General features: G+C 58.0%; 19 protein-coding genes and 1 pseudogene. 19 read left to right on the forward strand and 1 reads right to left on the reverse strand.

What is annotated here, in order from left to right; all coding sequences use genetic code 11:
* Window positions 1-25 precede the first annotated feature (25 nt).
* The 13 genes and pseudogenes from HLUCCO03_RS19410 to HLUCCO03_RS10820 all read left to right on the forward strand — a co-directional run.
* A pseudogene (locus HLUCCO03_RS19410) lies at window positions 26-661 on the forward strand (protein-L-isoaspartate(D-aspartate) O-methyltransferase); the annotation flags it as partial.
* Between the two features lie 15 nt (window positions 662-676).
* Entirely contained in the window at window positions 677-2,020 is a 1,344-nt protein-coding gene (locus tag HLUCCO03_RS10765; protein WP_367142356.1) for an erythromycin esterase family protein, read from the forward strand.
* Window positions 2,021-2,102: 82 nt separating this feature from the next.
* The gene (locus HLUCCO03_RS10770) at window positions 2,103-3,794 is read left to right on the forward strand and encodes a glycoside hydrolase family 57 protein (RefSeq protein WP_027832294.1); all 1,692 of its coding nucleotides are present in this window, start codon (window positions 2,103-2,105) and stop codon (window positions 3,792-3,794) included.
* Entirely contained in the window at window positions 3,791-5,275 is a 1,485-nt protein-coding gene (malQ, locus tag HLUCCO03_RS10775; protein ID WP_027832295.1) for a 4-alpha-glucanotransferase, read from the forward strand. Before HLUCCO03_RS10770 ends, malQ begins: the two co-directional genes overlap by 4 nt.
* 29 nt (window positions 5,276-5,304) lie before the next feature.
* On the forward strand, window positions 5,305-6,312 hold the full coding sequence (gap, locus tag HLUCCO03_RS10780; protein ID WP_197025679.1) for a type I glyceraldehyde-3-phosphate dehydrogenase: 1,008 nt from the start codon (window positions 5,305-5,307) through the stop codon (window positions 6,310-6,312).
* Window positions 6,313-6,327: 15 nt separating this feature from the next.
* Window positions 6,328-7,344 carry a hypothetical protein gene (locus HLUCCO03_RS10785; RefSeq protein ID WP_027832297.1) on the forward strand — a complete coding sequence of 339 codons (1,017 nt, stop codon included), beginning with the start codon at window positions 6,328-6,330 and terminating at the stop codon, window positions 7,342-7,344.
* A 130-nt stretch (window positions 7,345-7,474) separates the two neighbouring features.
* Window positions 7,475-8,362: a 1-phosphofructokinase family hexose kinase gene (locus tag HLUCCO03_RS10790; RefSeq protein ID WP_292016701.1), complete on the forward strand. Its 888-nt coding sequence runs from the start codon at window positions 7,475-7,477 to the stop codon at window positions 8,360-8,362.
* Window position 8,363: 1 nt separating this feature from the next.
* Window positions 8,364-9,515: an alpha-amylase family glycosyl hydrolase gene (locus HLUCCO03_RS10795; protein ID WP_197025680.1), complete on the forward strand. Its 1,152-nt coding sequence runs from the start codon at window positions 8,364-8,366 to the stop codon at window positions 9,513-9,515.
* The gene (treY, locus tag HLUCCO03_RS10800) at window positions 9,461-11,032 is read left to right on the forward strand and encodes a malto-oligosyltrehalose synthase (RefSeq protein ID WP_292016702.1); all 1,572 of its coding nucleotides are present in this window, start codon (window positions 9,461-9,463) and stop codon (window positions 11,030-11,032) included. The genes HLUCCO03_RS10795 and treY overlap by 55 nt, the downstream gene beginning before the upstream one ends.
* A complete protein-coding gene (gene treZ, locus HLUCCO03_RS10805) occupies window positions 11,029-12,747 on the forward strand; it encodes a malto-oligosyltrehalose trehalohydrolase (protein WP_027832299.1) in 1,719 nt (572 codons plus the stop codon). Before treY ends, treZ begins: the two co-directional genes overlap by 4 nt.
* A gap of 30 nt (window positions 12,748-12,777) precedes the next feature.
* On the forward strand, window positions 12,778-13,470 hold the full coding sequence (locus HLUCCO03_RS10810) for a DUF5752 family protein (protein ID WP_027832300.1): 693 nt from the start codon (window positions 12,778-12,780) through the stop codon (window positions 13,468-13,470).
* Window positions 13,454-14,695 (forward strand): glycosyltransferase, encoded by a 1,242-nt coding sequence (locus tag HLUCCO03_RS10815; protein ID WP_027832301.1) that lies wholly within the window; start codon window positions 13,454-13,456, stop codon window positions 14,693-14,695. The genes HLUCCO03_RS10810 and HLUCCO03_RS10815 overlap by 17 nt, the downstream gene beginning before the upstream one ends.
* Window positions 14,696-14,892: 197 nt before the next feature.
* Window positions 14,893-15,618 (forward strand): Crp/Fnr family transcriptional regulator, encoded by a 726-nt coding sequence (locus HLUCCO03_RS10820; protein WP_027832302.1) that lies wholly within the window; start codon window positions 14,893-14,895, stop codon window positions 15,616-15,618.
* A 103-nt stretch (window positions 15,619-15,721) separates the two neighbouring features.
* Here HLUCCO03_RS10820 and HLUCCO03_RS10825 read toward each other — a convergent pair whose 3' ends face one another.
* Window positions 15,722-16,216, reverse strand: a complete 495-nt coding sequence (locus tag HLUCCO03_RS10825; RefSeq protein WP_051603881.1) for a CBS domain-containing protein — start codon at window positions 16,214-16,216, stop codon at window positions 15,722-15,724.
* Window positions 16,217-16,449: 233 nt separating this feature from the next.
* On the opposite strand from HLUCCO03_RS10825, the gene HLUCCO03_RS10830 reads away from it, so the two are divergent.
* From HLUCCO03_RS10830 to HLUCCO03_RS10855, 6 genes are all read left to right on the forward strand, one after another.
* Window positions 16,450-17,793, forward strand: a complete 1,344-nt coding sequence (locus tag HLUCCO03_RS10830; RefSeq protein ID WP_081813561.1) for an ATP-grasp domain-containing protein — start codon at window positions 16,450-16,452, stop codon at window positions 17,791-17,793.
* Window positions 17,793-19,862, forward strand: coding sequence for a CocE/NonD family hydrolase (locus HLUCCO03_RS10835; RefSeq protein ID WP_081813562.1), 2,070 nt, complete (start codon window positions 17,793-17,795; stop codon window positions 19,860-19,862). Before HLUCCO03_RS10830 ends, HLUCCO03_RS10835 begins: the two co-directional genes overlap by 1 nt.
* 75 nt (window positions 19,863-19,937) lie before the next feature.
* The gene (locus HLUCCO03_RS10840; protein WP_027832304.1) at window positions 19,938-20,681 is read left to right on the forward strand and encodes a TVP38/TMEM64 family protein; all 744 of its coding nucleotides are present in this window, start codon (window positions 19,938-19,940) and stop codon (window positions 20,679-20,681) included.
* Window positions 20,678-22,933 (forward strand): hypothetical protein, encoded by a 2,256-nt coding sequence (locus HLUCCO03_RS10845; RefSeq protein WP_027832305.1) that lies wholly within the window; start codon window positions 20,678-20,680, stop codon window positions 22,931-22,933. Before HLUCCO03_RS10840 ends, HLUCCO03_RS10845 begins: the two co-directional genes overlap by 4 nt.
* Entirely contained in the window at window positions 22,930-24,222 is a 1,293-nt protein-coding gene (locus tag HLUCCO03_RS10850; protein WP_027832306.1) for a glycosyltransferase, read from the forward strand. The genes HLUCCO03_RS10845 and HLUCCO03_RS10850 overlap by 4 nt, the downstream gene beginning before the upstream one ends.
* A gap of 7 nt (window positions 24,223-24,229) precedes the next feature.
* Window positions 24,230-26,548 carry an endonuclease/exonuclease/phosphatase family protein gene (locus tag HLUCCO03_RS10855; RefSeq protein ID WP_027832307.1) on the forward strand — a complete coding sequence of 773 codons (2,319 nt, stop codon included), beginning with the start codon at window positions 24,230-24,232 and terminating at the stop codon, window positions 26,546-26,548.
* Window positions 26,549-26,700 lie beyond the last annotated feature (152 nt).

Raw genomic sequence — 26,700 nt, forward strand, 5'->3', positions numbered from 1 at the left:
AACAAGTGTATCGAGGAGGCCCATTGTGGATACCGACCTACGCTCCAGCAAAAAACAAGCATTCCTGGATCTGTTGAAAAAACGTGGTATCCAGGACAAACGGGTGCTGGAAGCCATGGCGACTGTTCCACGGGAGGCATTTGTCGGCCTTGATCTCGCTGAGCTGGCCTATGATGACTCCCCCTTGCCCATAGAGAATGGCCAAACAATCTCCCAGCCATACATTGTGGCTCTGATGACCGAGGCAATGCAGCTCAGACCGTCAGACACTGTGCTGGAGATAGGCACCGGCTCCGGCTACGCAGCGGCTGTTCTTTCCCGGATCGTGAAGCAGGTTTATACCATTGAGCGCCACCGGGGACTGGCAGAGCAGGCCCGCGAGCGCTTGTCATCATTGGGCTATGACAATGTCTCGGTCAGGTGCGGTGACGGCACTCTTGGCTGGCCGGAGCATGCCCCTTTTGACGCCATTGTTGTGACAGCCGGAGGGCCCTCGGTGCCCCTGTCACTTACCAGGCAACTGGTTATTGGTGGCCGCCTGATCATTCCTGTGGGCCAGTCTCTGCATGATCAGAAGCTGCAACGTATTACCCGTGTCAGCGAAGATGACATCAGAACCGAGGAACTCGGTGGGGTCAGGTTTGTTCCATTGATCGGTGAAGAGGGTTGGCGAGATGTGGAAGGCAGGTTGAACAGACCGCCCCCGGGGAAGGTCGAGCCCGCTGCTGCGCTTTCCGAGCAGATCCGGAGCCAGGCGATTCACATTCCCTCCATAGAGAGTGTCGATCTCGGCGGCCTGCTGTCACGAATCGGAGATTCCCGCCTGGTGCTGCTGGGTGAAGCCAGCCATGGCACCGCGGAGTTCTACGAGATGCGTGCGCGCATCACCAGGGAGCTGATTGAGAAAAAAGGCTTCCACTTTGTGGCCGTGGAAGCGGACTGGCCCGATGCCGCCCAGATCGATCATTTTGTCCGTGAAACCCGAAAGGAGCCAACACAAGAGCTCACCTTCAGCCGCTTCCCCACGTGGATGTGGGCAAACCGACAGGTTGCGAATTTTGTGCAATGGCTACGCCACCATAACCGGCAAGCAGATACCGGGGATCAGGCGGTGGGATTCTTCGGCCTGGATCTTTACAGCCTCTATTCCTCCATCAATGCCATCATCGGTTACCTGGAACAGGTGGACACAGAGGCAGCCGCGGTTGCCCGCGAGCGGTATGGCTGCCTGACACCCTGGGAAAAGGATCCGGCAACCTATGGCAGAGTAGCGCTCACCAGGCAACAGCTGAGTTGCGAACAGGATGTCGTGGCAATGCTGAACATGCTGATGCAGAAACGGCTGGAATATTCAGCCCATGATGGTCGCAGGTTCCTCGATGCAGTATCCAATGCCCGTCTGGTAAAGAACGCCGAGCATTTTTATCGTTCCATGTACGATGGTTCGGTCAAATCCTGGAACCTGCGCGACCAGCACATGTTCGATACGCTGGAAAGCCTGCTTGATTTTCATGGCCCTGACAGCAAGGCGATTGTCTGGGCGCATAATTCCCACCTGGGGAACGCAGAGGCGACAGAAATGGGGTCTCGTGGCGAGATCAACGTGGGTTCTCTATGCCGCCAGCGTTTCGGGGAGACCGCCTATCTCATCGGCTTCGGCACGCATCAGGGTACAGTAGCGGCGGCATCTGACTGGGGCGCACCCATGGAAGTCAAAAACATTGTGCCGTCGACGCCTGACAGTTATGAGCGTCTTTGCCATGACGCTGGCCTGAACGCATTTTTCCTGCCTCTGCGTCATGGCGAAAAGAACCTTGTGAAGGAACTGCAGCGGCCAAGACTGGAGCGGGCCATTGGCGTGATCTATCGCCCGGAAACGGAAATAGCCAGTCACTACTTCATCGCATCCCTGTCCAGGCAGTTTGACGAATATATCTGGTTTGACAAAACCCGGGCGGTGGATGCGCTGGGACCGGAAGCGGGCAAGGGTATGCCGGAGACCTTCCCGTTCGGTCTCTGATCAAGGCTACCCAGTTGACCATGGTCAAGTCGGGACCCGGGCATTTATTTGATGATGGAAATGCTCAATCAGGAATCTGGCCATGTCTGACAAACCACTTCGGCTCGTATTGTGCTGGCATATGCACCAACCCGACTACTGTGACCCCGCCAGCGGCCAGTATCTTTCACCATGGGTCTATCTTCACGCCATCAAGGACTATACAGACATGGCGTCTCACCTGGAGGAGGCCCCGGAGGGAACGAAAGTCGCGGTCAATTTCCCTCCGGTGCTTCTGGAGCAGATCCGGGATTATGGGGGTCGGCTGCAGTCGTTCCTCGATAACGGAACCGCGATCGGCGGCCCACTGCTGGACGCCCTGATCACAGAACAACTGCCCCAGGACCAGCAGCAGCGCCACGATCTGCTCACGCGATGTCTGCAAGCCCACCAGGCGCGAATGATCGAGCCCCTCCCCGCCTTCGACAGACTGGTCATCATGACCCGGGCAGCCCTGGAAACCGGACCCGGCCCCCGCTATCTGTCTGACACCCAACTGGCGGATTTGCTGGTGTGGTATCACCTGGCCTGGACCGGCGAGACAGTGCGGCGCCAAGAACCTCTGGTAGCCGAACTCATGGAGCAGGAAAGTGACTATTCCCTGGAGAATCGACGCGACCTGCTGGCGCTGATCAGCAAACTGATGGGTAATCTGATAGAACGCTACCGACTGTTGGCCGAACAGGGCACCGTCGAGCTGAGCGCAAGTCCCTATTCCCATCCGATGCTGCCCCTGCTGCTGGATCTGCAATCCGCTCGCGAAGCCCAGCCCGACGCCGAGCTACCCGAGTCACCTTGTTATCCCGGTGGCGAGGAGCGGGCGATCTGGCAATTGGCACGGGCCCGCGAAGCGTTTCAGGATTTTTTTGAACTCGAGCCCGCCGGTTGCTGGCCCTCGGAGGGGGGGCTGTCGGAGCGCACGGTGGCACTGATTGGAGAGGCCGGTTTCCAGTGGACGGCCAGTGGTCAGGGGGTACTGCGACACAGTCTTGAAGAACCGGAGCCCACCGGTGACGACCTGCACCGCCCCCGGCGGCTTCAGGCTGGCGGGCCCCTGTGTTTTTTCCGGGATGACGGTCTGTCTGACCTGATCGGTTTTACTTATCAGAACTGGCATGCCCGGGATGCGGTTGCCGACCTGATTCATCACCTGCGAACCATTGCCGGCAACAAGAAGGCTCGTCCGGGGCGGGTGGTCAGCATCATTCTTGATGGTGAAAACCCCTGGGAGCACTATGCCCAGAACGGATTTTACTTTCTCCGGCAGCTGTACACAGACCTTGCGGATTGCCCGGAGGTGCGGCTGGTACATTTTTCCGATTGCGTGAAGGAGCTTGAGGGACAGGTCGATGAGCTACCAACACTGGTGGCCGGCAGTTGGGTCAATGGCAACTTCGATACCTGGATCGGCAATCCCGACAAGAACAGGGCCTGGGACCTGCTCTGCCAGGCCAAGGCTGCCGTCGACAAGACGCTTCCCGACATAGAAGATGAGGAACGGCAGGCGGCTGTCGAACGACAACTGGCGGTGTGCGAGGGTTCCGACTGGTTCTGGTGGTTCGGGGACTACAACCCCGCCGGGACCGTAACAGAGTTCGATACGCTCTACCGTCGCCAACTCGTTGCGCTCTACGAATTGCTGGAACAAACACCGCCGGATAACCTGGACAACCCAATTGGTCACGGCTCCGGGCAACCCGAAGCCGGTGGCACTATGCGCCGGGGGACACAATGAGCGCCCGCAAAAGCTGGCTGCAGGGCAAGCGAGCCGGCGTGCTTCTGCATATAACGTCGCTACCGGGAACCGGTGAGCTGGGCAATCTGGGGCCCGATGCCTACCGCTTTGTCGATTTCCTGGCAGCCGCAGGTTTTTCCACCTGGCAGATTTTGCCGGTCGGCCCCGTCAAGGATGATCTGTCACCCTATAATGCCCAGTCCAGCTTTGCCGGCCACATCGGGCTGCTTAGCCCGCAATTGCTCCAGAAAGACGGGCTACTGCCGGAAACCACGGAATTCAAGGGTGGCGATGAGACCAGTCGGCAGGAACTGGTGGAGCACACCTGGCAGACATTCCAGCGCGACGCCAGCCACCGGGACTGGGCCCGGTATAAGCAGTTCCGACAGGATCACGCCGGCTGGCTGCCGGATTACGCGCTGTTCCGGGTTCTGCGACGGCAACACGGCGGCCAGCCCTGGTACCGCTGGCCCGCGCCGCTCCGATGCCGGCAGCCAGCGGCGCTTGATGCCGCCCGCAACGACCACGAGGATGCCCTGCAACAGGAGTGTTTCGGGCAATTCCTGTTCTTTGACCAGTGGTCGCGGTTATCTGCCTATGCCAAACGCTATGGCATTGAGCTCTTCGGGGATATGCCGATCTATGTGGCTGCCGACAGCGCCGACGTGTGGTGCTGGCAGGACTATTTCACCTTCGACGACGATGGCCGCCAACTGGCCCAGGCCGGTGTGCCCCCGGACGCCTTCAGCGACACCGGTCAGCTCTGGGGCAATCCCCTCTACCGCTGGGACCGAATGGCCAGCGATGGCTACAGCTGGTGGATCGAACGCTTTCGCCTCCAGAGCATGCTGTTCAACATACTGCGGGTCGACCACTTCCGCGGTTTCGAATCCTGCTGGGAGGTGCCGGCAGACGCAGATACCGCCGAGCATGGGCACTGGGTACCGGGCCCTGGCCGGGCGCTCTTCGATGCGGTGTTTGACGCCCTGGGGCCCTTGCAACTGGTTGCGGAGGATCTGGGCAGCATTACCCGGGAAGTGACTGCCCTGCGCAAGGACCTGGGTTTCCCCGGCATGCGCGTGCTGCAGTTCGCCTTTGAGGGGGATGCAGACAACCCCCACCGCCTTCAACACCATACCCCGGACACGGTGGTTTACACCGGTACCCACGACAACGACACCACACTGGGGTGGTGGCTTTCGTTATCCAAAGCACAACAGGCGACTGTACTCGACAGCCTGGATCAGCCGATACAGGCAATGCCGGCCCCCCTGATCCACGCCACGCTGGATTCCCCGGCCAGGCTGGCCATTATTCCCATGCAAGACCTGCTGAAACTGGGTTCAGAAGCCCGCATGAACACGCCAGGCACTGTAAAGGGCAACTGGACCTGGCGTTTCCAGTGGGCCGATATGCCCGGGAATCTGGCCGCTGACTATCGCAGTCTGATAGCGGAATGTGGGCGTTTGCGGGCTGACTGAACATTGAAATAATGTGGAACGAGGATTAAATGATGAAAAAGATAGCGATCAATGGTCTGGGCCGGATCGGCCGCATGGCACTCCGGATCATCATGGACGAGCCAGAACTGGAGGTAGTTGCCGTAAATGACCTGACGCCGCTGGACAATCTGGTCTACCTGCTACGCTATGATTCAGTTTATGGCCGGTATCACAAGGAAGTGCGGAGCAGTGACGGATATCTTGAGGTGGACGGGCAGCCTGTTCGTGCCTTTTCAAACGGCGATCCGTCAACCCTGCCCTGGCGCGAACTTGATGTTGATCTGGTTCTCGAATGCACCGGCGCCTTTCGCACTCAGAGCGACCTGGAGAAGCATATCAAGGCCGGCGCCCGACGCGTGATTCTGTCCGCCCCGGGCAAAGGTGGCAATATTCCATCGGTGGTTTACGGAGTCAACGAACTGGAGGATGGAGCGCCGGCCTGCTTTTCAACCGCCAGTTGCACAACCAACTGTATCGCTCCGGTGGTGGAAATTCTCCACCGTCATATCGGCATACAGAAGGCGATGCTCACCACTGTCCATGCCTATACCGCCAGCCAGGGTATTGTCGATATGCCGGGCAAGAACATGGAAAGAGGCCGCACTGCCGGGCTCAACATAATTGTCACTACAACGGGCGCCGCCTCCGCCACCGGTGATGTCCTGCCGGAACACAAAGGACGTTTCGACGGCGCCGCCGTCCGGGTGCCCGTCGCCACCGGGTCCCTTTCTGATCTCACCCTGGTTACCGGGCGCAAAACAACCGTTGAAGAAGTTAACAATATCTTCATACAGGAAGCACAGACTTCCCGTTATCAGGGAGTGCTTGGCATAGCCGAGGATCCCATCGTGTCATCTGATACTATTGGTGATCCCCGTGCAGCCATTGTCGATATCCGTTCTACTCGTGTTGTCGACGGCGACCTGATCAAGGTTTTCGCCTGGTACGATAATGAATGGGGCTATGCTAGCCAAATGGTCAAGCAGGCCATAAAGACTCTGGCGTCAGGAACTTAAATAAAGGAGTGTTCAATGACATCATCAGCCTCGATACAACTGCATATAGCCAATGCTATCCCGCCGGGAAACGAGAAAGAAACCAGTGATATTATCGCCCTGTGGCAGGAGGTCAGCGGTTTTTTCGCTGACAAGTCTTTTTCAAGCCGCAGCGACTTCAGAGGCGACGTCCATGATTATCACGTCACCCTGGATGCCGGGCCATTGCTGAAGGCACTGGAGAACGCAAGAACCGAGTCAGGTTCTTTTACAGAGCATCAGCAAGCCTTCATCGACGATGCCGGCAAAATCATGGAGGGGGGGCTGATCATTACCATCGCCAGCGAAAAACAGGAACTGGCGGAAGAGGAAAGCTATCAGGTAGCAACAGCCTTTATTCAGCAACTGGTCATGGCTACCCACATTGCCTGCCCCGGTTCTTTTCAGATCCTAAATGCCCGGTTTCTTGGCGAAAACGCGCACCTCTATGAAGCACAGCACTTTGACGCCAGGATATTTTACGGCGCCTACAAGACTGCCATTGAAAACGAGTGGCCAAAACTCCGGAATCTGGCTTTCGGTGAAGTCTGGAACTGGCTGGAGGGCACTGAAGTCAGCCAGACCTATACTGCGATCAAAAGCATCGACAAGAGCCTTTTCACTCTTCTCAAAGTGGCCGAGCAACGAAACGAGTACAGCGCCCGGACAGCCCTGCTGGTCATGTATCAGATAGAGGTTCTGCTCGACTGCCGGCAGTTCAACTCACTGGAGGATGTCCGGAACCGCACCCGGCTGGTGCTGGGCAATATTCCTGAGGCGGCAGACTGTCTCCAGGAATTGCACGAAGTGCGCAATCACCTGTTTACAGCCAATCAGCCTGTGCATCCACCAATGCTGATTTGCCACACCGCCGAAAGGGCTCTGAGAGAACAGCTGGGCCAGCACAACAGTGCTGTTGAATCCGGCACAGCGCTGGTATTGAAGCTGTTCCAGGACCTGGTAGCGCATGGCGCCTACCGTTACAGGTTTACCGAGAGCTTTACCCGGGATTGAGTCTCTGGCATCGCCATTCGGGATGCCTGATCTTATAAGAGACCATTGTCGATAAGGAGCAGCTGATATCAACGCCATCGTTACTCTCTGCATAAAACCCGCAATCGATCTGTTTTGCGAAACTGAGCGACTGGTCGACGACAGCAAGAGTCGGTGCCGGATTACGGCCCGCGAGCCCGGCGGTGGCGGTATCAATGTCGCCCGCAACCTCCACGGCATGGGGGCGGATGTCCTGGCCGTTTTCGCGGCCGGCGGAGAAAACGGCAGACACCTTCGGGAAATCCTGCAGCAGGAGGGAGTTCCCGTTCATTGCTTGGACATCGCCGACGACACCTGCCAGAACATCGGCCTTACTGAAGCATCCACCGGAAAGATGTACCACCTGGTATTTCCGGGACAGCAACTGAACGAATCCGAATGGCAAAACTGCCTTGATTTCCTGCATAACATCGATCCGGCGCCGGGTTATCTGGTGCTCAGCGGAAGCCTGCCCGAAGGCGCCCCCGATGATTTTTATGGCCGTATCGCTTTGGACGCCAGGAAGAGAGGCATCAGGACGATATTGGACACTTCCGGCAGGGCATTGGCTGCCCCACTCAAGACCGGCGTCTATCTGGCCAAGCTCAATTGTGGTGAGTTTGTTGACAGTGGTTATACCGGCAGCCTCGAGGACTACAAGAGCATGCTTGCCGCCATGGCTGAAATGGTGGCAGACGGCATGGCCGAGGCACTCATTGTCACCCTGGATGCAGACGGCGCTTTACTGGCAACCCGCGCCGGCGACAGGCTCCATGTGCGGCCGCCAAAAACAGAAGTGGCAAGCCATGTGGGAGCGGGGGACAGTTTTGTTTCGGTGCTTGTATACAAGTTGCACCGGGGGAAGTCGCTGGTGGAAGCTTATCAATACGGTGTGGCAGCAGCAGCGGCCAAGGTGCAGATACCGGGCAATCACCTCAGCAACTTGGCGCTGGTTGAGGATATCTATCGACAGATAGAAAGCCAAACCGAAGATGAATGACATGAAAAACATGTCAACCGAACTGATTGCCACCTACCGTCTGCAACTTCGTCCCCAGTTCAGACTGAAACACGCCGCCCGGGTTGTACCCTACCTGGCCCGGCTTGGTATAAGTCACGTCTATCTCTCTCCCTGTCTACAGTCAGTCAGAGGCAGTGAGCACGGATATGATGTAACTGATCCCACTCGGGTAGACGTTGAGCTCGGCGGAGAGGCGGGTCGCCTGCACCTGTGTTCTGTACTTGAGAAATGGAACATGAACCTGGTGCTGGACATTATTCCCGAGCATATGGCCATTGCCGGTGACCAGAATCCCTGGTGGTGGGATGTCCTCAAGAACGGCCCCTCAAGCCGCTTTGCCCGGTTCTTTGACGTGGACTGGATGGCATCGGAAGAGCGCTGGCCCAATAAAGTCATGCTGCCATTACTGGGCGATCACTACGGGCGAATCCTTGAAGCAAAGGAACTGCAGCTGGAACAGCGGAATGGCATGTTCACACTCCATTACCATGAACATTCTTTTCCTCTGGACCCTTCGAGCCTGGGGGCGTTGCTGGGCGCCGCCGGCAAGCAGGCCGGCTCGGAACTTCTGGAGTTTATTGCCGAGTCCTGCAACCGTCTCCCCCGTCCCGACGTCCGTAATCCGGGCCTTGCCCAGCGCCGCTATCGCGACGAGCAGGTCATCATGCAGTTGCTTACCCGCCTCTGTATCGAGGATATAGATACGACAGCCGCCCTGGATGCCGAGGTGACCCGCTACAATACGGACCCTGACCTGCTGGACGGACTGCTCGACAGACAGAATTACCGCCTGGCCTTCTGGCGTGCCGCGCGACATGACCTCGGTTACCGGCGTTTCTTCGATATCAACGAACTCGCCGGTCTGCGGATGGAAGATGAAGAGGTATTTCAGGCCGTACACACCCTCCCCCTCACCTGGGTGAAACAGGGTACGGTACAGGGCCTTCGTATTGACCATCCCGATGGGCTGCGGGATCCCGGTCAGTACTTTCATCGCCTGCGGCAGAGCTGTCCGGACACCTGGATCGTGGCGGAAAAATTCTCGGGCGAAGCGAAAGCCTGCCCGCCGACTGGCCGATTGATGGCACCACCGGGTATGACTTTCTCAATCTGGTTGGCGGACTGTTTGTAGATCCCCGAGCGGAGCAGCATCTGACCCGGCTGTTCAGGGAAGTAGCCGACGACTCCGCTGACTTCCCCGGCCTGGTTCTCGACTGCAAGGAACAGATCCTCCGGGAATCGCTGGCAAGTGAGCTGAATCGGCTTACGTCTCTGTTTACAGACATTTGTGAGCGGCACCGTCGCCACCGGGACTATACCCGTGACCAACTCTACCGGGCGCTGCTGGCGGTGGCCACCTGCTTTCCCGTGTACCGCACCTATGTGAGCAGTGGAAACGGGAGCGTATCGGATGCAGACCGACGCTATATACTCAAGGCGGTCGAACAAGCACGCGCCCGTCAACCGGAGATAGACCCGGAACTTTTTTCCTTCCTCCACGAGCTGCTTCTACTGCAACATTCCGGTGATCTGGAAGCCGAGCTGGCCCTGCGATTCCAGCAACTGACAGGCCCCGCCATGGCCAAAGGTATGGAAGACACCGCCTTCTACCGGCATTTCCGGCTGGTGAGCCTCAACGAGGTGGGCGGTGACCCGAGCCATTTTGGCGTCACTCCGGCCGAGTTCCACAATGCCTGCCAGCAGGCACTGAGCAGCCACCCGAGGACAATGCTGGCGACGGCCACCCATGACACCAAACGGAGCGAAGACGTACGCGCCCGCCTGATGTTGCTGTCGGAGATCCCCGTGCAATGGGGCGAGGCCGTGCACCGCTGGATGCACCACAACCGACGACATCGCCGCCAGGGCCTTCCCGATCCGGCCATTGAATACCTGATCTACCAGACGCTGGTCGGTGCCTGGCCGATCAGTACCAGCCGCATGTGCCTCTACATGGAAAAGGCCGTACGCGAGGCCAAGAAACATACCTCGTGGACCTGCCCGCAGGCGGACTATGAATCGGCGGTGCAGGATTTTGTTGAGTCGATCCTCGCGGACAAGGCCTTTTGTACTGACCTTGAGGATTTTCTGGCACCACTGCAAAGCGCCGGGCGGATCAACAGCCTGGCTCAGACCCTGCTCAAATGCACCGCACCCGGGGTACCCGACATCTACCAGGGTACCGAGCTGTGGGAGCACAGCCTGGTAGACCCGGACAACCGCCGGCCAGTAGATTTCGAGACTCGCACCGCGCTGCTGTCGGAACTGCCGGACCTGGATTGCGAACAGATCATGGCCCGCACCGATGTCGGCCTGCCCAAGCTGTGGCTCGTTCACCAGGCACTGCATCTGCGGCACCGGTGTCCGCAGGCTTTCGGTGCCAACGGCGAATACACTCCCATTGAGGCTACCGGCAGCAAGGCCAATCATGTCATCGCCTTTTTACGGGGGAACAACGCTCTGACACTGGTACCCCGCCTGGTTATCGGGCTCGGTAATGACTGGGACAGCACTCATATCCGGGTGCCTGCCGGTCACTGGCGCAATCTGCTGACGGGAGAAACCGTTGAAGGGGGTAGTGTTCCTGTTGCCAGGCTACTGGCCCGGTTTCCGGTGGCCCTGCTCAGCCAGGCGGAGCCGGAACTGTGAACCTTCGCGTATGGGCGCCCAACGCCCGCCGGGTCGAGGCGGAACTCGCCGGCATCCGCAAGCCAATGCAACCTGCAAATGGCGGCTGGTGGCAACTGCAAACCACCTTGAGCCACGGCACAGACTATGCCTTCCTGCTGGACGGTGAAGGGCCTTTTCCGGACCCACGTTCCCCCTGGCAACCTCAGGGCGTGCATGGCCCCTCCCGCCATGTAGACCACCGGCGTTTTGCCTGGAAGGATAGCGGCTGGCGCGCACCACCACTTGCTGCGGCCGTTATCCAGGAGATCCACATCGGCACCTTTACCCCTGAAGGCACCTTCGATGGTGCCATCGGGCGCCTGGATCACCTGATTGACCTGGGCATTACCCACGTCGAGCTGATGCCGGTGGCGGAATTCCCCGGCGATCGCGGCTGGGGCTACGACGGTGTTGACCTGTACGCTCCCCACCGGGCCTACGGCGGCCCCGAGGGCTTCAAGCGCCTGGTGGACGCCTGTCACCGCAAGGGGCTGGCGGTGCTGCTGGATGTGGTCTATAACCACCTGGGCCCGGACGGTAATTACCTGGCCCGCTTTGGCCCCTACTTCACCGATGCCTACACGACTCCCTGGGGGGATGCCGTCAACCTGGACCGGGCCGGCAGTGATCAGGTCCGCGACTTCCTGATTGACAATGCGCTCATGTGGCTGCGGGACTACCATGTTGACGGGCTGCGCATAGACGCCGTCCACGCCATCTTCGACAGGTCGGCTCTGCATTTCCTTGAAGAACTCCAGCAGGCAGTAACGGCACTGGAAGCACAACTGGGACGACACCTGGTATTGATCGCCGAGAACGACCTCAACGATCCGCGGCTCCTGCACCCGCCCGGTGCCGGTGGCTACGGCCTGGACGCCATGTGGAACGAGGACTTTCACCATGCCCTGCACAGCCTGCTGACTGGCGAAAGGCACGGCTACTACCAGGATTTCGGCCCCATTGCCGACCTGGCCAGGACACTGTCCGGAGCACTGGTCTACGATGGCCGCTATTCCCGATACCGTCAGCTGCGGCACGGGCGACCTGCCACCGGGCTGTCAGGGCGCAGCTTTATCGGCTTCCTGCAGAATCATGACCAGACAGGCAACCGGCCCCACGGTGAGCGTAGTGCTCACCTTCTTTCAGAGGAGTTGCTCCGTATAGGTGCGGCACTGGTACTGACGGCCCCCTTTGTGCCCCTGTTGTTCCAGGGAGAGGAGTGGGGCGCAAGTACACCTTTTCAGTACTTTACCGACCACCAGGACGCGGAGCTGGCACAAAAAGTGCAGGAGGGCCGGCGCAAAGATTTTGCGGCTGCAGGCACCACCAGTATTCCCGATCCCCAGGCCCCGGACACCTTTGCACGTTGCCGCCTGAACTGGCAGGAACAGGAGCATCCGCGCCATGCCGGCCTGCTCGCCTGGCACAAGGCACTGATTCATTTACGTCGCACCATACCGGCACTGAGCAACGATCGTTTCGACAATATTAAAGTCAGCTTTGATGAGGGTGCCCGCTGGCTGCTTCTGGAACGGTCAGGGGTCATCATTGCCTGTAACCTGAATCAGGCCGGACAGAGAATCCATCATCGGGGGCTGAAGTCTGCACAGCTGTTGCTCGCTTCCCGGAACGGAGTGGTAGTAGAGGACGAAGACATTATTCTGCCGGGTGAATCCGTAGCGATTTTGGGATAAACCCATCATAAACCGCACAGGGAGAGAATCATGATCCGGGAAGCGACCACGACCATGGCACCCTTTATCATCAAGGACTGTGCCCTTATTGCCCTGGCCACGGGGAAGAGGGTGCAGAATCTCAAGGAACTGCGGGATCACCTGGAAGTGGTTCCTCATAGCAGCCTCTATTACCATTTCTGGGGCGGCCTTCTGCACCCGGGTTTTGAGGAACGGGAATATGGCAACGATCTCGGGGAGTGGGCCAAACATGGCCTCCACGATGCCAGCCTGGCGGAGAGACTCGCCGTCATCGATCCCTCCAGTTTCGACGACACGGAAGACATGCGCCAGGCACTGCTTGACGTAGTGGAACAACGCCTGGAGGAAGCCAGCGCCGACCTCTGGCGACCGGCAGACAGGCATTTTCAGTTTATCCGTTCCCAGATCGTGGTGTTCGGCACCGGTCGCAGTGTCCTGCAGCCGGAACAACTCGCCGAGGTGATTCCCGACCTGTCTCCCGGTAGCGTGTTCTATCACTTTATTGATGCCCGCCAGCGTTCGCCCCGGGGTGAAGACGACTTCCGGGCCTGGCTCTCACCAGAGGGGGAACGCTACGCCGGATTGTGCCAGGGGCTGGCATCCATCGACCCCTACTTCGCCTCACTTCACGAACTGCGCGAGCAACTTGCCGCCCTGTTCTCCGAATTCCACGGGAGGTCCACCCATGTCAAACCTGCTTGAGTCCTACGCTGAAGTTGTGGGCGCGGATATCGTCGACCAGCTCCGCCAGCTCGCCGAGCCCTTGCGCGGCATGAAGGTGGTTCATGTCAATTCCACGCGGGTCGGCGTGGGCGTCGCGGAAATCCTCGACAAGCTTGTGCCGCTGATGTGCGAACTCGGTCTGGATACCAGCTGGGAAGTGATCACCGGTGAGAGTGATTTCTATCAATGCACCAAGTCTTTCCATAATGGCCTGCAGGGCCATCGCACGATGATCCCGGAACATCTGTTGCGGGCCTATGAAGAGACCAACGCCCGGACGGCCGAGCGGCTGCGGCCGGTACTGGAAGACGCCGATATTGTCTTTATTCACGACCCGCAGCCGGCCCCTCTGATGGAGCTGTGTCCGGCACGAAAAGGCACCTGGATATGGCGCTGCCATATCGACATCAGCCATCCGGATCGCCATATCTGGCGATATTTACGGGGATTTCTTACCGGCTATGACGCCAGTGTCTTCTCTCTAGCCGGCTTCGCCCAGGCCCTCCCCCACCCGGAATACCTGATCCCGCCAAGTATCGATCCCCTCAGTGACAAAAACATGGAACTGAGCCAGGATGAAATAGCCGCGGTTCAGAAGCAATTCGGTCTGGACTCCCATCGGCCGATGATCCTGCAGGTATCCCGCTTTGACCGTTTCAAGGACCCTCTTGGTGTCATTGAGGCCTACCGGCTGGCCCGGGAATTCATACCGGGCCTGCAACTGGTGCTGGCGGGCGGCACCGCCAGTGACGACCCGGAAGGTGAAGCAGTCTATCGTGAGGCCGAAAATGCTGCCAACGGCGACACCGATATTCATTTGCTGCTGCTGGAACCGGACGCCCACCGAACCATTAATGCTCTCCAGCGTAGTGCCGATATCGTGTTGCAAAAATCCCTGCGGGAAGGCTTCGGCCTGACTGTCGCCGAAGCCATGTGGAAGGGTAAACCGGTTATCGGGGGCGACACTGGTGGCATTCGGCTGCAGGTGGTCAACTACCACACCGGTTTTCTGGTAAACACGCCCGAGGGCACAGCGTTGCGAATTCGCTATCTGCTGCAGCGGCCCGGCAGGGTGACTGAGATAGGCGGAAAGGCGCGCCAGTTCGTGCGGGAAAATTTCCTGCTGACCCGCCAGTTGCGAGAGTATCTCACAATGATACTGGCCATTCGCGATGGCGATACAGACCGTATCGAGCTTTCGTAACAGCACTGGAGGATGGTTGCCAGGCAGACGGTTGCCCGTTACATAAAGTTTTGTGCACTCAGTGTCGGAGTGCGGCTGTCTGACCTACACTTTTGTATTTCTGCTCTGAATGATTGCACTCACAATGAAGGCATCGGCTTTTTGGACTGGAATCCAACTCTTTAGCGCGGCTCGTCTGACCGCAAGGAGATAAAAGCATGGAAAGTAGTCAAAAACTCTGGCCTGGAGGCAACGAGACTCAGACTATCAATTGGCAACAGACAATTACCCCATTCAATGAAGAGTTCCTGACCGAACTTGAAAGCCTGATGGACATTGAATCCCACGCCTTTGAACTGAAACCCGGCAGCAAACTGTTCCGGCAAGGCAGTTCTGCTGATCGCTTCTACCTGATTCTGGATGGCTGTCTCAAGGAGTCATATGTAGATCAGGCGGGAATTGAGTCCATTCTCGGGTTTTACTACAGCAATGAATTTATGGGCCTGGAATCACTGGGTGAGCCCGCTTATGAGAAGACCGCTGAAGCGATCACCTCATGCCAGGTCTCTGGCATCCCCTGCCCTGAGCTTAAAAGCAATCTCTTCACAAAATCACCCGAACTTGAGCATTATGTATGGGGGATGATGGGAGAGGCGATAACCGCGGCAAGGAAGCGTGTAAACGTATTACACCTGGAGGCAGCAGACCAGAAACTGGCTACCTTCCTGTTGGCACAATGTAAGCGGTTTTGCAGGATTGCCCCCATCCCACTGGAGATGCCGATGGCCCGCCAGGATATTGCCTGTTATCTGGGAATGTCTGCGGAAACACTCAGTCGTCTTTTCACCCGCTTTGAAGACAATGGCCTGATCCGTAGCACAAAAAAGCAAGTGGAAATCGTTGACCATGCAGGTTTGACAGCGCTGCTTCACAGGGAAGGATAACGTATGCCGCCGGAGGGCCGGAAACCTTCCGGCGGATTGACAGCCCGATAAACAATAACCGTGCTCACCGTAAGGGCGAGGCAGGGGCTCTGAGCGCTCTGACTCAGCCTGCGAGCATCGCTTTATGGGGTTCGTGGTGCCCGCTGACGTGCTTGAGAAACCCCATAACATCCGAAGCGTTAATCTGGCTGTTGCCGGCCTTCTTGCTGCGCGAAGGTGTTGCCTGAGCGAAGGAAAGGATATCACCCATCGTCAGGATACCGGCCAACTGACCATACTGATTGGTGACCATAAGCCTGCGCACCTCATGTTGCTCCATCACGCCAAGAGCTTCCTGAATGTCGTCATCCGGCCCGCAACAGAAGACTTCTTTACCGTTACTGACCTGCTCGGCCCTGATGTCCCAAAGCGGCTTGTGCTCAAGCGCTGCAGCCATGGCAATATCCCGATCAGTGACAATACCCACGGGTCGTTGTTCATCATCGGTAATCGGTACCGCCCCACAATCGTTATCCCACATCAGGGTAGCGATTTCCTGCAGTGAGCTTTCAGGCGTGCATGAAACCACTTCACTTATCATTGCATCTTTTACCAGCATGAGAACCTCCTCCCGAGGATTGGATATTCAAACAGAAATCCTGCTCATACCAGAGGACTGGCTCAAACAGGATGCCACTCAATAGTAGGGCAGCGTTCCGGGACCTTCTTGACGGGAGTCAACTGGGGCCCTGACAACTCTGCCCGGGTTGATTGCGGTCAAGTGCGGGGTACCCGGGGGAGGTTATGGTTTTTATACGCTAGGTTAATGGTAATCACTGAGAGCATTCTGTTATGGATCAAGAGAAGCCTCGTTGCAAAAATATCTTTGTACTCTGCCTGGATGATTTTCATCGTCGTGACCTGGAGCGCATACCGGATCGCGATAGCTTCCGATTCCATGGCTTGTTGACCCTGGAGGAACTCCGGGGCAAGAGTGGTCAGGAAATCGACTCCGCCATAGCACGGGCAGAAGAACAGCTATCGGCTTTTGGTGGGCCCGTCGATGCCATTATCGGTTACTGGGATTTTCCGGTTACCGCAATCAAAGCCATTCTTTGTGAGAAATTCGGGCTGCCATCGCCAGGCCTGGAACCGGTGCTCAAATGTGCCCATAAATACTGGAGCCGGCTGGAGCAACGCAGGCATATCCCGGAGCTTACCCCTGGTTTCTGCGCGGTTGACCCCTTCGCCCGGGATCCTTTCGAGGATATCACCCTGGACTTTCCTTTCTGGATCAAGCCTGTCTGCGGCTACGGGTCAATGCTGGGCTTCCGGATCAATAACCGGCGAGAATTCGATCGGGCCATGGACATCACAAGGCGCAAGATCGGTTATCTTGGCGATCCTTTCAATGCCATCCTCGCCAGAGTTGATACCTCGGAACTCGGGGGAGTGGATGGCAAGCACATGATCGCCGAAGAGTTACTGTCCGGCATCGAACTGGCGCCCGAAGGGTATGCTCAAGACGGAGAGGTCAAGGTCCATGGCGTGGTGGACATGGTGCGGGCCCCCAATCACAAGAGCTTCAAGTGTTATCGCTACCCGTCGTCCCATCTCCGGCGCATCCAGACCAGGGCCATCGACGCCACCAGGAAACTGTTACTGGGCGTCGGCTATAACAATGGCTGCTTCAATGTGGAGTATTTCTGGGACAAAGATACCGATGAAATGCGCATTGTCGAAGTCAATACCCGTATCTCACAGTCCCACAGCAATCTGATGTTCAAGGTTGACGGCATGTCAAACTACGAGGTCGCCATCCATGTGGGGCTCGGCGACAACCCGCAGTACGAACATGGCGGTGGGCAGTTCAAAATGGCGGCAAAGTTTCTGCTTCGCCGCTTTGACACTGCGGATGCCCGCTGCCTCTCAGCACCGGGAGAAGAAGCGCTGGCGCGACTGTATCAGCGCCAGCCCGAGACCACCGTTTTCCTCCGGGTACGGGAAGGCATGCGCCTGAGTGAAGCTGCCGAGCAGGACCCGTATAGCTGGATACTGGCTGAATTGGTGATCGGTGGCGACGACATCCATGATCTTGATCGTAAATTCGATGAGGCCTCGGACCTTCTGCCATTCGAGTTCGAACCCGTCACCGGTTCCGAATCAGAAGCCTCCCATGGAAAGGTCCACGACTGATGACTACCCCTGAAGAGCCCGTTGCGGATACCCTGCACACCATTGATCCGGAACAACTTCCCGTCCGTGTAAGGTGCATCGAGAACATCTGGATTCCCATGGCGGACGGGGCCAGTCTCGCCGCCCGTTTGTGGCTGCCGGAAGATGCTGAACAGCGGCCGGTGCCGGCACTGATCGAGTACATTCCTTACCGCAAGCGCGATCTCACCCGGGCCCGCGATGAGATCAACCAGCCCTATCTGGCGGGCCATGGCTATGCCTGTCTGAGGATTGATCTACGTGGTAGCGGTGATTCTGACGGTGTACTGCGGGACCAGTATCTGGAGCAGGAACTGAGCGATGGCGAGACCTGTGTTGCCTGGGCCGCAGCCCAGCCCTGGTGTAATGGCAAGGTCGGCATGTCGGGTATCTCCTGGGGCGGCTTCAATGCCCTGCAGATAGCCGCCCGTCGGCCCCCGGCACTCAAGGCCATTATCGCCGCCTGTGCCACGGACGACCTTTATGCCGATAACATGCACTACATGGGGGGCTGCCTGCTGGCCGATAACCTGTCCGAGGCGACCACCATGTTCGGCCACACAAGCTGCCCGCCCGACCCAGAGATCGTGGGTGACCGGTGGCGGCAGATGTGGCTGGACCGACTCGCCGAAAGCGGTCTTTGGCTGGATATCTGGCTCCGTCACCAGCACCGTGACAGTTTCTGGACCCGGGCATCTGTCTGCGAAGACTACGCCGCAATTAACTGCCCGGTGATGGCAGTCAGTGGCTGGGCGGATGGCTACACCAATGCCGTATTCCGCCTTCTGGAGCACCTGAAGGTGCCCCGCCAGGGACTTATCGGCCCCTGGGGACACAAGTTTCCACACCAGGGAATCCCGGGCCCGGCCATCGGCTTTTTACAGGAAGTTGTACGCTGGTTCGATCATTGGCTCAAGGATATCGATAACGGCATTGAAGACGAGCCGATGTTGCGGGCCTGGATGCAGGACAGCATACCGCCATCAACGCGCTACCAGCACCGCCCGGGACGTTGGGTGGCGGAACAGAGCTGGCCCTCAACGAGGGTTAAGCAACTGCCTCTGACAATGACCCGCTACCACCTGTTGTTTCCGGGCGAGAAAAGGGGGAACGCGCAGGCAACCACGGACTGCATTCAGTCGCCTCTGACCCTGGGACTGTTCGCTGGCAAGTGGTGCTCCTACCCGGCTGCGCCGGACCTTCCCCACGACCAGCGCCAGGAAGACGGCGGTGCCCTGCTGTACACCTCGGCACCGTTGGCAGAACCTCTGGAGATCCTGGGGGCAGCCGAGGTTGAACTGTCCATATCGGTCAACCGCCCCGTTGCCCAGGTATGCGTCCGCCTGGAAGATGTACTTCCTGACGGCAAGGCCACCCGGGTCACCTACGGGCTGCTGAACCTCACTCACCGCCACGGCAGCGAATCACCAAAGCCGGTGCAACCGGGCAAGCGTTATCTTGTGCGGGTTCCGATGAACCATGTGGCCCAGTCCTTTGCCCGGGGGCACCGGATAAGGCTGGCCATAAGCAGCTCCTACTGGCCTCTGGCATGGCCGTCTCCTGAGCCCGTTGAGCTTTCCCTGGCACCACTGGAAAGCCGGTTGCTGCTGCCCTGCCGCACTCCGGCTGCGGAGGATTCGACACTACGCCCTTTGGGCCCGCCCGAGGGCGCTCCCCCGCTGCAACACACCCTGATTGAACCGGAACATCATAACTGGCTTGTGCATCGCAACCTTGAGCTCGACAGCTCTGAACTGGAGGTGATCAGGGACAGTGGCACCTGGCTGATTGATGATATCGGCCTGACGGTCAGCGCCCGGGTTGACGAGTGGTACCGGAGCCGGGATGACGAGTTTGCGTCGGTGTCAGGGGAAACCCGAACGTTTCGGGAATTCCACCGCGGAGACTGGCGGGTAACTATCCGGACCCGAACCAGGGTCACCTCGTCAGCCACGGACTTTTATATTGTCGCCGAGATCGATGCCTGGGAAGGAGACAAACGTATTTTTTGCCACAACTGGGACCGGAAGATTCCCCGTGATTTGCTTTGACCGGCGCCTTTAACAATAGCAACCGTTCATCGGGTTGCGGAACGGCTAGGCCGCCCGGCTCCGGGGAGTCACATAATGAAACTGAGGGCTGTTTCACCACTGTACGGTATCGTCGCCGGCATCCTTCTGGTCGCTATTGTGTTGGCTGTTCTGGTGTATTTTGATGTCAATGATCGCGTAGTCACTCTGTTGCGATGGTTCGATACCTGGGGTGCCTGGAGGTCCGCGCTGTTTATTGCCGTCATGGCTGTTGTGGTCATCCTGCTCTTGCCCGGTGCGCTGTTCACCATGGGGGCCGGTTTCGTATTCGGACTTGCAGAAGGCACTGTGTACGTTGTGTCAGGAACGACGCTGGGGGCCGTGCTTGCTTTTCTCATTGCCCGTTACCTGTTTGGTCCCCGGGCCCGACGCTACATTCTGGCCCGTAACCGCCTCTACCTGTTCAGCGAGGAGCTGGCACGCCATGGCTGGAAAATTGTCATGCTTACAAGACTGATTCCTTTCTTTCCGAGCAAAATATCCAACTACTGTTTCGGGCTGACACAAATAAGGTTATCCGCTTTCACTTTCGGATCACTCATCGGTTTTGTGCCCTACTCGCTTCACAATGTGTACCTCGGAGCCATCGCCGCTGACCTGTCTTTGCTCGGCATGGGGGAAGTACAACGTACGCCTCTGCAATGGGGGCTGTACGGTACTGGATTCATCGCTACTGTAATCACCATCATCTATATCAATCGCATAGCAAGGAAAAGCATGGCGCGTTATCTGGCGCAGGCCGACAGTAATGACACAGAGACCGGAGAGAGGACTGTATGACCTGGTTAAACTGGCTCCCCTGGCGATATGTTCTGCGCTATATGGCACAAAAACACGGCTTCCTGGATCCGGTGGCACTACTGTCCCGATTGCACCGGTTCGCGCAACCTTCGGAAGTTGCCGAGCCCATTGAGTTATTGCGGGCCGGGGTGGTCTTCCACGCACGTGGTCTGATCAACAGCAGAGTGATACAGCACAACCTCGACTGGGTCTGGCCCTACTGGATAGAACGCCAGTTCAACCCTCGTGATCCATCATTTATCCCGCGCGCTTTCTCAATCACACACATCAACCTGTCTCATCGTAACTGGACTGCTATCGGATACCCGGACTGCCCGGAACTGCCGATTGTCGACCCGCGCGGCCTGCTCACCCCTTTTCTCGATGGCTGGTCCCTGGATATCTGGCTGATAAGCGACGATGGCAACTGCCTGATCCCTTCACGGGCCACGGACAGCCAGCAGCACCAGCAGCAGGACGGCGACACACTTTACATAGACACCATAACCAAACATGAGAACCTGCAACTGAGGACCCGGGCCAGCGTCACCTTGCGCAACGGCAAACCCGTATGCCGGTTACGTATCCTGGCAAGTGCCGACCGCAGTGGCTGGATAGTCGCCAGCTTGCGTCCCCAGAACCCGGAGGGCATCAGTTTCATACACCAGTTGACCCTGGGCCCGGCAGGTGATTTCTGGCTTGTTGACCAGACCCGAAAAGTTGAATTCAGCGAGCCAGCCTCCCGCCACCACATATCCAACTACCGTAATGGTGATGTGTATATCCACCTTCTGGACAGGAAGCAGCAGATTCAGGGCATTTGCGACGTGGGCATGGTGACCGCAGCCGCCATGTTCCCATTGACAGCGGATGAACAGAAAGAGGTGACCCTCACTGTGCCACTTGATGACGAGCGAACCGAGCCACTGCCGGCCGAAGCCTGGCCAATCATCGATAAGAAACGTTGCAGGCTGGAGTGTCCGGACCGCCAGTATCAGTCATTATACGATGCCGCCATTACCTCCCTGGTGCTGCATTCACCCGGCGATGTGTTCCCCGGTCCCTATACCTATCGACGGTTCTGGTTTCGTGATGCCGCATTCATCATCCATGCACTGCTTTGTGCCGGGCTGACTGACCGCGCAGAACGGGCATTGGAGAAGTTCCCTCCCCGTCAGAGCAGAAACGGATTTTTCCTTTCCCAGGACGGCGAGTGGGATTCCAACGGCGAAGTACTGTGGATTTTGAAACGCTATTTTGACATGACCAACACGGCACCTTCCGCCCGCTGGCTGAAGGTGATCAGAAACGGTGCCCGCTGGATCATGCAGAAGCGCCTTACAGACAACAGCGATTCAGCCCATGCCGGACTGCTACCGGCCGGCTTCAGCGCCGAACACCTGGGACCGAATGACTATTATTACTGGGATGATTTCTGGAGTGTGGCAGGCCTGCGGGCAGCCGCCCGGATGGTCGGTCATACCGATCCCCGATCAGTCAGGGAATTTTCCGATGCAGCAGATTCCTTATCCACGGCCATTGACCGCAGTCTGTCACTCTGTGAACAACAACTGCAGCGGCCCGCTATGCCAGCCTCACCCTACCGGCGTATGGATGCCGGGGCGATCGGATCACTGGTTGCCAGTTATCCCACGCAGCAGGTTACAGCCCATGACTATCGATTACAGGACAGCCTCGAATTCCTGCTCCGTAACTGTTTTGTCAACGGCGCATTCTATCAGGACATGATTCATTCCGGCCTCAATGCCTATCTGACCCTGCATGTAGCACAGGTCCTTTTACGCGCAGGAGATCCGCGCTATCTGGCATTAATGGACACGGTTGCCTCAATGGCCTCGTCCACCGGCCAATGGCCAGAGGCCATCCATCCCCTCACTGGCGGCGGCTGCATGGGAGACGGCCATCATGTCTGGGCTTCAGCGGAATGGGTCCTGATGCTGCGCAATTGCTTCCTGCGCGAAGAAGGGGAACAACTGATCCTGTGCAGCGGCATACCCGGCCGCTGGCTGGATCAGGAGGCCCCCATACACTTCGGACCGGCACCAACCACTTTCGGAACAGTAAACGTGTCTATAAAACCCGATCCTACTGGTCAGCCGCTGATTGAATGGCAAGGAATCTGGCATCACCAACCTCCGGACATTGTTGTGGCTTTGCCCGGATACCATGCCGTCAACCCCGATGCAGGGCAGTGCGCTGTTCGCCCGGATCGGCGGAGGGCCACTTCGTGAACATTCTGACTGTTACCAACACCTACGCTCCCCATGTTGGCGGGGTCGCCCGTTCAGTGGAAGCCTTTGCCAGTGAATACCGGAAACGGGGCCACAGTGTACTGGTGGTGGCCCCGACATTCAGGGATATGCCAGAAAATGAAAAGGGAGTATTCCGGGTACCCGCAATACAGAACTTCAATACCAGTGACTTTTCCGTCGCATTACCTTTTCATCAGGGGTTGAGTGAGGTACTGGATGAGTTCAAACCGGACATCGTGCACTCCCAGCATCCCTTTCTCCTTGGCATGACAGCCATGCGTGTTGCCCGCTATCGCCAACTGCCGCTGATTTTCACCCATCACACCCTTTATGAGCAATATACCCACTACGTTCCCGGCGACTCACCCGCTCTGAAACGATTTGTCATCGATTTGGCCACTCGCTATGCCAACCAGTGCGATCAGGTGTTCGCACCCAGTGAAAGCATACAGCAGCTATTGCTCGATAGAGGCGTTAACAAACCCATAACAGTTGTTCCTACCGGCGTGAGTCTGGAAAAATTCGCTACAGGAAACGGCAAAGCTGTGCGCAAACGGCTCCGTATCCCCGACCAGCACTATGTGGTCGGTCATCTCGGCAGACTGGCCCCTGAAAAGAATCTCGAATTCCTGTCAAGGTCTGTAGTGGACTTCATGTCCCGGCGGGCCGACAGTCATTTCATAGTCATTGGTACCGGCCCGTCAGAAGCCCGGATACGTGCCATCTTCAGGGAGGCGAACCTGGAAGATCGTTTGCATGTGCTGGGCATCCTGACCAGCCAGGATCTGGCCGATGCGATGCATGCAATGAATGTGTTTGTCTTTGCATCCCACAGCGAAACCCAGGGCATGGTTCTCACCGAAGCCATGGCAGCCGGGCTGCCTGTGATTGCTCTTGACGCACCGGGAGTACGCGAAGTTGTCAGGGACGGATACAACGGCAGGCTACTGAAAGCCGGAACCATTTCAGACTTCAGCACGGCCATTCAGGGGATGGCCACGCTGTCTGCCCAGGAAACCCGGGTATTTGACAGCCATGCCCGTCAAACTGCGGAAAGGTACTCCCTGCCCCGCTCAGCGGACAAGGCACTGACCTGTTACGAGGAGCTGACCGCCAGCAACCCGGCAGAAAACAGGCATACTGGCAGGGACTGGGAAGGCGTGCTGGCCTGGCTGAAAACCGAGTGGCACATACTGAAGAGCCTCGCTGAAGCCGGGGACACCGCTATCGGCTCGGCCCGGATCACTGAGTGGGATCCGGGCCCATGAAGACTCTATGATAAGCCGGATCGAACACTTTTTCCGGCGGCTGCGCCACTTCCTCAGCCGCAGTCTCTGGCTCGCCCGTCTGCTGCGCCTGCCGTTTTCCGAAGGCGCTACGGAAAGACCGGGCCTGGTCATGGTGCAGATAGACGGACTGTCACGGTCGCAGTTTGAAAAGGCACTCGCATCAGGCGAAATGCCCTTCCTCGAGCGCCTGTTACAGAAAGAGCACTACCAGACCAGGAGCTTTTATTCTGGCCTGCCTGCCTCCACAGCTGCCGTTCAGGCTGAGCTTTTCTATGGCACAAAAACGGCTGTGCCAGCCTACTCCTTCCTTGATTCACACTCTGGCAAGGTTGTGCGCATGCATGAAGCCGAGCCGGCCGAGAGAATTGAACGCCGTTACGCCACTGATGACCCCGAACCTCTGCTTGCCGGCGGCAGCGCGTATTCAGACAATTACTCCGGCGGGGCGGCGGAGCCCCACTTCTGCCCCACATCCATGGGCTGGGGGCCGGCGCTGCGAGGTGCCAACCCTTTCGTACTTTTGACATTCCTGACGGCCAATCTGTACAGCTTTGTCCGCATCATGGCCCTGCTGTTTCTGGAACTGGGTCTGGCTGCAACTGATCTGGTGCGTGGCATCATCCGGGGCCAGGACTTTTTCAGGGAACTACGGTTCATTCCGTCGCGAGTCGGGGTATCCATTGTACTGCGGGAATTGTGTGTAATCGGGGGAAAAATCGATATTGCCCGAGGATTGCCAGTCATACATATCAATCTGCTCGGTTATGACGAGCAGTCACACCGGCGCGGCCCCGGCTCCCTGTTTGCTCACTGGACACTCAAAGGTATAGACGACGCCATATCCCGCCTCTGGCATGCCACCAACCGCTCTCCGTGGCGACACTATGATCTCTGGGTTTACTCTGATCACGGACAATCCGGTGTCACACCCTATGAAACCCGGCAGGGATACCCACTATCCGAAGCGCTGCGTCAAAGTTGCCAGACACTGAAGGGCCGAACAACAGACGGATCAGACTGGGTGGTCACCGACCTGGGCCCCGTCGCGCACCTGTACGCCCCCCATAAGCTCAGTGAGGATGAGCGTCACAGGCTGAGTCATTCCTTGGTGCATCACCATCAGGTGCCCGTGGTACTGACTGTCGACGGGGAGGGCTGCATCCTTGCGTACAGCACATTGGGTATACATCGTATCCCGGATGATACCGCCCTGCTGTTCGATGAGCGGCATCCTTTCATCACTATGCTGGGCCAGGATCTCGCGTGTCTGTGCCGGCATGAGGATGCCGGTAATCTTGTAGCGCTGGGCTGGCACCAGGGCGTTGACCCGCTGAGCTTTGCTATCGAAAACGGGGCCCATGGCGGGTTGACGCCCGAAGAAACCCACGGCTTTGCGCTGCTGCCCATAGACGCCCCCTTGCCGGTCCGGGACTATTCATTCCTGCGTCCTCTGGATCTGCGCGAGAGCGCCCTGAAACATCTCCGCAGTCACGCAGAACAACCGGCTTTCGGGGCCCGGATACCACATCGCACTGAAGATCGGCAGACCGATACCCTGAAAGTCATGACCTACAACGTTCACAGTTGTATCGGACTCGATGGCAAGGCAGACGCTGCCCGTATCGCCCGCGTCATTGCGCGCAGTCATCCTGACGTGGTTGCACTGCAGGAGCTGGATGTTGGCCGATCACGCAGCCTGAACCTGGACCAGGCCCACCAGATAGCACACCATCTCAAGATGACCTATCAGTTCCACCCTGCCATTCACCTGGAAGAGGAACGCTATGGTGACGCCATCCTGACACACCTGCCACAGCGCCTGGTCAAGGCGGCCCTGCTGCCAGGTCTCCCCGGACGGCCAGCACTGGAACCGCGTGGCGCAATCTGGGTGGCGGTGGAATTCAATGGCCGGGAACTGCAGATCATCAACACCCATCTGGGCCTCAGCCCGGCAGAACGCAACGCACAGGTCAACGCCTTGCTTGGCGATGACTGGCTGGGCAATGACGCTTGCCGGCAGCCGGTCATCCTCTGCGGTGACTTCAATGCCATACCGTCATCCGCTGCCTACCAACGCCTGGCCCGGCAGATGAACGACGTTCAGTTGCAGGCCCCCGGGCACCGCCCGGCGGCAACGTTCAGCAGCCGCTTTCCCGCCCTGCGTATTGATCACATTTTTGTCAGCAGCGATCTGCAGATCAGCGGCCTGGAAACCTACCGCTCACAACTGGCCCGGGTCGCTTCCGATCACCTGCCATTGCTGGCCAGAGTCACTGTACCCGCACACCAGATGACCGAAGACTGAACCGGCGTTTTCTTACCGGTTACATAGTGCTCCAATAACCGCCTTGGCCCATACAACCGGTTCCGGCTGCCGAACACGGGCGTTCCCTGCCTGAAAGCCAGCCCTGCGAATTCTGAGCAAAGTAATGGAAACCACATTGCGCTTTCTATATT

This window comes from Marinobacter sp. HL-58 (assembly GCF_001314605.1).
In the GTDB taxonomy this organism is placed as follows: Bacteria; Pseudomonadota; Gammaproteobacteria; order Pseudomonadales; family Oleiphilaceae; genus Marinobacter.

What these genes read in the sequence shown, in the direction of transcription:
- gap (WP_197025679.1), top strand. Translation starts at nt 5,305, where the DNA reads ATGATGAAAAAGATAGCGATCAATGGTCTGGGCCGGATCGGCCGCATG.
- HLUCCO03_RS10795 (WP_197025680.1), top strand. Translation starts at nt 8,364, where the DNA reads ATGAAAAACATGTCAACCGAACTGATTGCCACCTACCGTCTGCAACTT.
- HLUCCO03_RS10770 (WP_027832294.1), top strand. Translation starts at nt 2,103, where the DNA reads ATGTCTGACAAACCACTTCGGCTCGTATTGTGCTGGCATATGCACCAA.
- HLUCCO03_RS10835 (WP_081813562.1), top strand. Translation starts at nt 17,793, where the DNA reads ATGACTACCCCTGAAGAGCCCGTTGCGGATACCCTGCACACCATTGAT.
- HLUCCO03_RS10785 (WP_027832297.1), top strand. Translation starts at nt 6,328, where the DNA reads ATGACATCATCAGCCTCGATACAACTGCATATAGCCAATGCTATCCCG.
- HLUCCO03_RS10845 (WP_027832305.1), top strand. Translation starts at nt 20,678, where the DNA reads ATGACCTGGTTAAACTGGCTCCCCTGGCGATATGTTCTGCGCTATATG.
- HLUCCO03_RS10825 (WP_051603881.1), bottom strand. Translation starts at nt 16,216, where the DNA reads ATGCTGGTAAAAGATGCAATGATAAGTGAAGTGGTTTCATGCACGCCT.
- malQ (WP_027832295.1), top strand. Translation starts at nt 3,791, where the DNA reads ATGAGCGCCCGCAAAAGCTGGCTGCAGGGCAAGCGAGCCGGCGTGCTT.
- HLUCCO03_RS10840 (WP_027832304.1), top strand. Translation starts at nt 19,938, where the DNA reads ATGAAACTGAGGGCTGTTTCACCACTGTACGGTATCGTCGCCGGCATC.
- HLUCCO03_RS10815 (WP_027832301.1), top strand. Translation starts at nt 13,454, where the DNA reads ATGTCAAACCTGCTTGAGTCCTACGCTGAAGTTGTGGGCGCGGATATC.
- HLUCCO03_RS10810 (WP_027832300.1), top strand. Translation starts at nt 12,778, where the DNA reads ATGATCCGGGAAGCGACCACGACCATGGCACCCTTTATCATCAAGGAC.
- HLUCCO03_RS10830 (WP_081813561.1), top strand. Translation starts at nt 16,450, where the DNA reads ATGGATCAAGAGAAGCCTCGTTGCAAAAATATCTTTGTACTCTGCCTG.
- HLUCCO03_RS10855 (WP_027832307.1), top strand. Translation starts at nt 24,230, where the DNA reads ATGATAAGCCGGATCGAACACTTTTTCCGGCGGCTGCGCCACTTCCTC.
- HLUCCO03_RS10820 (WP_027832302.1), top strand. Translation starts at nt 14,893, where the DNA reads ATGGAAAGTAGTCAAAAACTCTGGCCTGGAGGCAACGAGACTCAGACT.